We start from the raw sequence: 6,712 nt of genomic DNA, 5'->3' as shown, positions 1-6,712 counted from the left end.
TACATAGCAGAGCTATCTGCAAGCGTGGCCGTGATAGTCGGCCTTTTTTATGCCCGGAGGAAATGGTGAAGCTCGATAAATTCTACTTCCTTGGCAAGTTCGTATTTGGCTTTGGGATATCAACTGAGCTATGGCACACGGAGCGTAAATCAGGCGGTAAGGTTGTGCATTTCCTCCATTTTGGTTACACGCCAGACCTTAGCCCTGAGAGAGCATTCAAAGCATCGCTACTGGTGCTCACATTCATATTTTTAACGATGCGGATAGGCATCTGCCGAAAACGCAAAAACATCGATTAACAGGCTCGCAATGCGGGCCTTTTTTATGAGGGTAGGATTATGAGCGTATACGAAATGGAAGGTTTTCTCCGTGGCAAATGTCTTCCCGGTGACATGAAAGTTAACGAGAGCAATGTGCAGTATCTGGTGCGTAAACTCTCTGAGCTGCAATCCCAAAACGCAGACATGGCAGTACAGCTCGCTAACGCCGAGAGCAAGTGCAGGGAGCTGGCGGCGGAATTAAGCGCTGTGGACAAAATTCACAATGAGGCGGCATTCATCACTGACGACCATTACGAACAATGCCCGCCAGAAGTTCAGAAGATGATTCGCAAACTGGCTGTATTGAAGATACCTGCTTACGACGCTTTCCTGGCTGAAGTGCGGGCGCAGGCGCGTAACGAGGGCATCAACTATGCCGCCAGCCGCCTCGCCGCTGCATTCAATCATGGCTTTGTCGATAAGCCACTGGCTGAAGTCTACGACGTGGTGCGCATGATTATGACCGCCAAAGAAGACCTGGCAAACGACCCACTGCCAGCCGCTGATGGGTTATCTGGCGAGTACGCAGAAGAGTTTCTCGAAGACATCGCAGCCCAACTTCGCAAAGGAGCCGCGCTATGAGCATTCTCACCATTCTCAACACCGGACTCGCCTTGATGGGATGGTTGTTCATCATGTTCAAAACAGGGCAGTGGTTTATCTCAGTTTTTCTAAAACAATGGGATAAACGCAGAAAGCTATCTCGTCGGCAAAAAGCAGTAAACGAATTTTACGATGCGTTTGACCTGTCCAGCATCGAACCCGGAACAACGGTTCGCCTGGCTACTAAAGACGATCTGACAATCATGATGTTTCGCCAGGAGGCAGCCCAATGAAAGCACTCAACAAACAGGCGCTGAACTATGACCCCGCTGACCCTGACAAGATGCGGCTACCTGCTGGCGCTACGTGCGGTAACTGCCATCACATACGGCGCTGTAAAGCCATGTTCGGCCACACAGAATCTGACACATATTGTGATTGGTCACCGTCGCGATTTATTGCTGGCATTGGCGTGAAGGGAGAGTGAGATGGATAAATTTACGAAAGAGCAACAGGTGCAAGCAGTTTACGATTTAAGGGTCGGTTACACCCTGGGGCATGCTGATATTGCAATGCTGAAATCAATGGCCCGCCAACTGCTTGCCAGCATGGAGCAGGAGCCGGTGGCGTGGTTGCTGTCAGGCAGCGGCGCTAAAAACCACGTCAGCTTCGATGGTAGCAATGCTTATGCTGACCCATTGCGTGAGGTGACGCCTCTCTACGCAGTACCACAGTTACCGCAGCCAGCAGTGGCCATAACTCAGCATTTCGACACAATCGCACTTGATACGGCAAAGATGGTTATGTGCGATGTGAATCGCCGCGATGAGTTTTTGGGCGGTGATATTCAGTTGCTATCCCGCATTCAATGCCGCATTGACGAAGCCTGCCGCGCCGCCATGCTTCAGGTTGAAAACCATACCGAGCAACACCTCGACATGGTAGACCATTCTGGTGATGCCAACGAAAATGGTAAGGATGTTACCCTCATCAATGAAGGTAACATACCAGCAATGCAGATTAAGCCAGTAGCAGACCTGTACAGCATAACATCGCCAACCGGTAGCGAGACAACGTTCACCTTTGACGCCAGCGAGGCATCCAGTTTTGTTGGTAGTGGCTGGTCTGTTCAGGAGTATGTAGAACTTGAGCGCTATCAGGAGGCAATTACCGGCAAATAAGTAATAGGCGCAACGTCAAGCAACATTACCCACTATCAAAATTAATGTTATAATTATGTCGCAGTCGGATTGAGCACCCGGCTGTGACCTCTGCATCTGATTGGGAAATTAGATGCGAAACACAAAGAGTACGACCTACCTTATGCCGTCAGCGTTATCTAATGCTGAGGGTTTTCTGCATTCTGCGTTACCTCTCGGAGGTGGCGTATGAACCTGCAAAAAGACGGCATCCGTCTGCACAAATCAAACTTCAACGCTATCGGTCAGCAGATCCAGCCCATGTTGGAATCTGGCGACTGCTATCGCCTCATCATCAAGCCGTGGAAAGAAAAGCGCAGCCTGTCACAGAACTCGCTTATGTGGATGTGGAATGGCGACGTAGCCACTGCAGTTAACCTGCACTCATCCAGCAAGCTCACCGAAGAAGACCTGCACGAATTCCTCAAGGACATGTTTTGTCCGGCCAAGCCGGTGACCGTCCTTGGAGTCACCAAGATGGTGAAGTCCACCAAGCTGCTCGACACCGAAGAAATGACCTTCTACCTGCGCCGCATCGAAGTCTGGTGCATTGAGCGCGGCATCAAGCTGCGGATCCCCGCGAACTCCGAATACCACGCAAAAGGACATGAAAACGTATGAGCATCTATCAACGCATTAACGGCGCTGACTGGCGCAATATTTGGGTGGTTGGCGATCTGCATGGTTGCTACACAAACCTGACGGGCAAGCTGGATGAGCTCAAGTTCGACCCGGCGCACGACCTGCTTATCTCCGTTGGTGACCTAATCGACCGCGGAGCTGAAAACGTAGAATGCCTGGAGTTGATCATGATGCCGTGGTTTCGTGCGGTACGCGGTAACCATGAGCAGATGATGATCGACGGCCTGTCAGAGTATGGCAACGTTAATCACTGGCTGATGAATGGCGGCGGTTGGTTCTTCAATCTGGACTATGACAAAGAGGTGTTGGCTAAGGCGCTGGTTCACAAAGCGGCTGAACTGCCGTTGGTCATCGAACTGGTGACCGGAGATAAGAAGATTGTTATCTGCCATGCCGACTACCCGGCTTGGACATATGAGTTCGGAAAGGATATCGACGAAGAACAGGTGATCTGGAACAGAGAGCGTATCGCCAATTCACAAGACGGGAATCATCACGAAATCACTGGTGCCGACCTGTTTATCTTCGGGCATACACCGGCTCGACAACCCCTCAAATATGCCAATCAGATGTACATCGATACCGGTGCCGTGTTCTGCGGGAACCTTACTCTGGTGCAGGTTCAGGGTGGTGACCATGACTGATTTACGAAAAGCAGCGCGCGGTCGTGAATGTCAGGTGCGGATTCCGGGTGTATGCAACGGAAACTCTGAAACCTCGGTACTGGCCCACATCCGTATTGCTGGCCTCTGCGGGACCGGAATCAAGCCGCCTGACCTGATCGCAACCATCGCATGCAGCAGTTGCCACGACGAGATTGATCGCCGCACCCGTCTGGTCGATTCGGAGTATGCAAAGGAGTGCGCGCTGGAAGGCATGGCTCGCACGCAGGTCATCTGGCTGAGAGAGGGGCTCGTGAAAATATGAATATTTTCGATATCACGCCAGTCAGCAAACCCCGCATGACTCAACGGGACCGGTGGGTAAAACGTCCGGCAACAGCGGCATATTGGGCTTTTAAAGCCGAAGTACGCCAGCTCGGGATCTGTCTGCCTGAGTCCGGTTATCACGTCACCTTCATCATTCCCATGCCAAAAAGCTGGAGCCAGAAGAAGCGCGCGCAACTCAACGGCCAGGCGCATCAGCAGAAACCGGATAAAGACAACCTGGAAAAGGCGCTACTCGATGCCATTTTCGACGACGACAGCCGCGTCTGGGATGGCCGGGTGACAAAGCTTTGGGGAGAGAAGGGGCAGATCATTATTGGGGAGTGCGCACCGTGACCCGAGACGAGATAACCCGATACCAGGCCGAAAGCGTCATGCGCGCCAAGATGCCGCCAGTAGCAAAGCACAGCCAGACAAAAACCAACCAGCCACAGAAGGAAGCCGCGTAATGAGAAAGCTCACACCAATTTACACCATGGTTAACTTTGTCGATGACGCCCATTTCCGGCGTGTCTGGAAGCATCCTAAGAAGACCATCACAACCAAGCAACGAGCCTGGGTGCAGTACATGATGTCAGTGTGGGGCAGAATTAATCGCGGCGATGACTCACCAGCTGGCGCTGTTAACGTTATTGGCCGCCTGATGATCCGGACTCAATGGAATCCTGATATGGGTGGACACATCGAGAGAATGGTCAACTGGCTTTATAGCGAAGAGGGTGGGGCGCTGAGAGGTGAGGAACTCTATAAGAAAGCTCGCGAACTGGTAATCCCTCAATCCTCTGCCAGCAACATCATCGCTCTCGCCAAAGAATCAGATGATGCAGCGTTCGTTGAAAAGGTGATGATTAAATTATTCCATCGGGAAAGCCCAGTCCGCGATTACGCCATTAAACGATACTGCGAACGCAAGTGCACGCAAGATATTGCCAGGAAGATGCACCTGGCCACCGGATTGGACATCCAGGCTTGCCGCCGTCGAGTTGTCTGGTGTGAAAAAGTTTTCGAAGCAGAAGTTTTTTATGCAATGAAGCGAGAAATGGAGAATGAGATTCCTCTAATTGCTGCCTAATTAAAAAATATTTCTCAAATAACTTGATTTGGCGAAATAGAAGTGTATATTTTCAGGTATGCTCTGTCGTAACAGCGAAAGAGCCAGCAGTAAACAAATTACGAAGTAGAAAACGCCCTGAGTTAATAGCTCGGGGCTTTTTGCATTCTGGGCCGGAAGCTCATTTGGTATGAGCGGTCCCCTCATAAGGGAAGGGTAGACAGGTTCTAATCCTTCAAGGCCCACCAAATTTGCCTGTAGCTCAGAGGAAAGAGCAACCGCCTTCTAAGCGGTTGGTCGCTGGTTCGAATCCAGCCAGGCGAGCCAAACCCAGCCAGGGTATTTACGGCCAGAGAGCCGACATTGCCTTACCTTCACATTGCCAGCCTGTCGCTGGCTTTTTTATTTTCAGGTTCCGGGAACCATCATCGACACGCCTACTTGTTAAATCGTCCCGAGGGCCTGATCCCTTACTACAAACAGCACCCCGTTCTTTCTGAGGTGATATGGCTAAACGTATGCAAGATAAAGAAAGCATTGCCGGAGTGTCATGGCTGATAGTCCTTGCTCTGTCATGCTGGGGCGGCCTGGTCCGATACCTTATTGACGTGAAGCAGAACAAAGCCGCCTGGAGCTGGGTCAATGCGCTGGCGCAAATTGCAGTGTCCGGCTTTACCGGTCTCATTGGTGGCCTGATCAGCGTTGAAAGTGGTCTGAGCCTATACATGATCCTGGTTACTTCTGGTATCAGCGGGGCGATGGGGTCCGTGGCACTGACGTACTTCTGGGAACGACTGACGGGGATGAAGAATGCAAACCAGTGATAAAGGCATTGCCCTGATCAAAGAGTTCGAAGGCTGCAAACTCACCGCCTACCAGGACAGCGTAGGAGTATGGACGATTGGCTATGGCTGGACTCAGCCTGTCGACGGTAAACCGATCCGCGCCGGGATGACGATTAAGCAGGAAACGGCAGAACGTCTGCTGAAGACCGGACTGGTCAGCTACGAAAGCGACGTGTCCCGCCTGGTCAAGGTTGGCCTGACTCAGGGGCAATTCGACGCCCTGGTGTCGTTCACGTACAACCTCGGCGCCCGGTCACTGTCGACATCTACTCTCCTGCGAAAACTCAACGCCGGAGATTACGCTGGCGCTGCCGATGAGTTCCTGCGCTGGAATAAAGCGGGTGGTAAGGTCCTGAACGGGCTGACCCGTCGGCGTGAGGCGGAGCGAGCTTTATTTCTCGGGCATTGAGGTGTCTTGTGGAAGAACTTACTGATTATCTTGAAATAAATAAGAGATCGCCAAGCTGTCTTGTATGGAAGAAATCACCCGGCGCGAAGATTAAAACGGGGGACCCAGCATTTACGACAGTAACACGTTCAGGTTATTACGCTGGTAAGTTCCGCGGTGCGCGATTATCGGCTCACGTGGTGGTTTTCTTCTTGCATAATGGGTTTCTACCAAAAGGTGAGGTTGACCATATTGATGGGGATAGGGTCAACAATGATCCGAAAAATCTAAGAGATGTCAGCCGTTCTGTGAACGCGCAAAATAGGAAGAAGGCAAAGGGCTACAGCTTTCATAAACGTATCAATAAGTATATTGCCACCATAAATGAGCCTGGAACTGGCAAGCGTTTGCATCTCGGTTACTTTGAAAATGAGATTGATGCAAGGAAAGCCTACCTTACTGCCAAAAAGTCATTACACATTGGTTATGTAGGAGAGCATTCGTGATTAGCGCACTGGTCAGGCGTTACTGGCTGCAGTTGCTGGTGCTGGTGTTAATCGGCGTGCTGGCGCTCCTCGTGAACCACTACCGCGACAACGCCATCACCTACAAAGACCAGCGCGATAAAGCCACTGAAAAACTCAGCATGGCTAACGACACCATCAAAGACATGCAGACCCGCCAGCGTGATGTTGCTGCTCTGGATGCCAAATACACGAAGGAGCTTTCTGATGCTAATGCGACTATCGAAAGTCTCCGCGCTGATGTTTCTGCTGG

The 6,712-nt window shown here is 51.4% G+C and carries 15 protein-coding genes and 1 tRNA gene; all 16 read left to right on the top strand.

Going from position 1 to position 6,712, the window contains the following annotated elements:
- Positions 1-299, top strand: a 299-nt coding sequence (locus OH663_RS25350) for a hypothetical protein (RefSeq protein WP_263525912.1), incomplete at its 5' end; no start/stop codon positions are given.
- A 39-nt stretch (positions 300-338) separates the two neighbouring features.
- Entirely contained in the window at positions 339-902 is a 564-nt protein-coding gene (locus OH663_RS25345) for a hypothetical protein (RefSeq protein ID WP_263525911.1), read from the top strand.
- A complete protein-coding gene (locus OH663_RS25340) occupies positions 899-1,156 on the top strand; it encodes a DUF4752 family protein (protein ID WP_263525910.1) in 258 nt (85 codons plus the stop codon). Before OH663_RS25345 ends, OH663_RS25340 begins: the two co-directional genes overlap by 4 nt.
- Positions 1,153-1,350 (top strand): hypothetical protein, encoded by a 198-nt coding sequence (locus OH663_RS25335; RefSeq protein WP_263525909.1) that lies wholly within the window; start codon positions 1,153-1,155, stop codon positions 1,348-1,350. The genes OH663_RS25340 and OH663_RS25335 overlap by 4 nt, the downstream gene beginning before the upstream one ends.
- A 1-nt stretch (position 1,351) precedes the next feature.
- Complete coding sequence (locus tag OH663_RS25330; protein ID WP_263525908.1) at positions 1,352-2,044, top strand: hypothetical protein; 693 nt, start codon at positions 1,352-1,354, stop codon at positions 2,042-2,044.
- Between the two features lie 207 nt (positions 2,045-2,251).
- Positions 2,252-2,683 (top strand): NinB/YbcN family protein, encoded by a 432-nt coding sequence (locus OH663_RS25325; RefSeq protein ID WP_200010405.1) that lies wholly within the window; start codon positions 2,252-2,254, stop codon positions 2,681-2,683.
- The gene (locus OH663_RS25320) at positions 2,680-3,348 is read left to right on the top strand and encodes a metallophosphoesterase (protein ID WP_200010414.1); all 669 of its coding nucleotides are present in this window, start codon (positions 2,680-2,682) and stop codon (positions 3,346-3,348) included. The genes OH663_RS25325 and OH663_RS25320 overlap by 4 nt, the downstream gene beginning before the upstream one ends.
- Positions 3,341-3,631, top strand: coding sequence for a DUF1364 domain-containing protein (locus tag OH663_RS25315; RefSeq protein ID WP_200010416.1), 291 nt, complete (start codon positions 3,341-3,343; stop codon positions 3,629-3,631). Before OH663_RS25320 ends, OH663_RS25315 begins: the two co-directional genes overlap by 8 nt.
- Complete coding sequence (locus OH663_RS25310; protein ID WP_016245440.1) at positions 3,628-3,987, top strand: RusA family crossover junction endodeoxyribonuclease; 360 nt, start codon at positions 3,628-3,630, stop codon at positions 3,985-3,987. The genes OH663_RS25315 and OH663_RS25310 overlap by 4 nt, the downstream gene beginning before the upstream one ends.
- Positions 3,984-4,100, top strand: coding sequence for a hypothetical protein (locus tag OH663_RS25305; RefSeq protein ID WP_200010418.1), 117 nt, complete (start codon positions 3,984-3,986; stop codon positions 4,098-4,100). The genes OH663_RS25310 and OH663_RS25305 overlap by 4 nt, the downstream gene beginning before the upstream one ends.
- Positions 4,100-4,723, top strand: a complete 624-nt coding sequence (locus OH663_RS25300) for a hypothetical protein (RefSeq protein WP_200010420.1) — start codon at positions 4,100-4,102, stop codon at positions 4,721-4,723. Before OH663_RS25305 ends, OH663_RS25300 begins: the two co-directional genes overlap by 1 nt.
- A 230-nt stretch (positions 4,724-4,953) precedes the next feature.
- Positions 4,954-5,029: transfer RNA gene (locus OH663_RS25295), tRNA-Arg, on the top strand.
- 191 nt (positions 5,030-5,220) lie between these two features.
- Positions 5,221-5,526 (top strand): phage holin family protein, encoded by a 306-nt coding sequence (locus OH663_RS25290; RefSeq protein ID WP_129318762.1) that lies wholly within the window; start codon positions 5,221-5,223, stop codon positions 5,524-5,526.
- Positions 5,513-5,956, top strand: coding sequence for a lysozyme (locus OH663_RS25285; RefSeq protein WP_200010422.1), 444 nt, complete (start codon positions 5,513-5,515; stop codon positions 5,954-5,956). The genes OH663_RS25290 and OH663_RS25285 overlap by 14 nt, the downstream gene beginning before the upstream one ends.
- A gap of 8 nt (positions 5,957-5,964) precedes the next feature.
- Positions 5,965-6,441 carry an HNH endonuclease signature motif containing protein gene (locus OH663_RS25280; protein ID WP_200010423.1) on the top strand — a complete coding sequence of 159 codons (477 nt, stop codon included), beginning with the start codon at positions 5,965-5,967 and terminating at the stop codon, positions 6,439-6,441.
- Positions 6,438-6,712 (top strand): lysis protein (locus OH663_RS25275; protein ID WP_263525907.1); only part of this gene is annotated, 275 nt, incomplete at its 3' end. The genes OH663_RS25280 and OH663_RS25275, both read left to right, overlap by 4 nt.

It is taken from the genome of Citrobacter sp. Marseille-Q5395 (assembly GCF_947057495.1).
In the GTDB taxonomy this organism is placed as follows: Bacteria; Pseudomonadota; Gammaproteobacteria; order Enterobacterales; family Enterobacteriaceae; genus Citrobacter; species Citrobacter murliniae.
Note: the sequence above shows the minus strand (reverse complement) of the source record. Positions and strands in the feature narration are given on the sequence as shown.

Excerpts from the sequence above, each read along its gene's own strand:
- OH663_RS25285 (WP_200010422.1), top strand. The coding sequence starts at position 5,513 with ATGCAAACCAGTGATAAAGGCATTGCCCTGATCAAAGAGTTCGAAGGC.
- OH663_RS25290 (WP_129318762.1), top strand. The coding sequence starts at position 5,221 with ATGCAAGATAAAGAAAGCATTGCCGGAGTGTCATGGCTGATAGTCCTT.
- OH663_RS25320 (WP_200010414.1), top strand. The coding sequence starts at position 2,680 with ATGAGCATCTATCAACGCATTAACGGCGCTGACTGGCGCAATATTTGG.
- OH663_RS25330 (WP_263525908.1), top strand. The coding sequence starts at position 1,352 with ATGGATAAATTTACGAAAGAGCAACAGGTGCAAGCAGTTTACGATTTA.
- OH663_RS25325 (WP_200010405.1), top strand. The coding sequence starts at position 2,252 with ATGAACCTGCAAAAAGACGGCATCCGTCTGCACAAATCAAACTTCAAC.
- OH663_RS25300 (WP_200010420.1), top strand. The coding sequence starts at position 4,100 with ATGAGAAAGCTCACACCAATTTACACCATGGTTAACTTTGTCGATGAC.
- OH663_RS25315 (WP_200010416.1), top strand. The coding sequence starts at position 3,341 with ATGACTGATTTACGAAAAGCAGCGCGCGGTCGTGAATGTCAGGTGCGG.
- OH663_RS25340 (WP_263525910.1), top strand. The coding sequence starts at position 899 with ATGAGCATTCTCACCATTCTCAACACCGGACTCGCCTTGATGGGATGG.
- OH663_RS25345 (WP_263525911.1), top strand. The coding sequence starts at position 339 with ATGAGCGTATACGAAATGGAAGGTTTTCTCCGTGGCAAATGTCTTCCC.
- OH663_RS25310 (WP_016245440.1), top strand. The coding sequence starts at position 3,628 with ATGAATATTTTCGATATCACGCCAGTCAGCAAACCCCGCATGACTCAA.
- OH663_RS25335 (WP_263525909.1), top strand. The coding sequence starts at position 1,153 with ATGAAAGCACTCAACAAACAGGCGCTGAACTATGACCCCGCTGACCCT.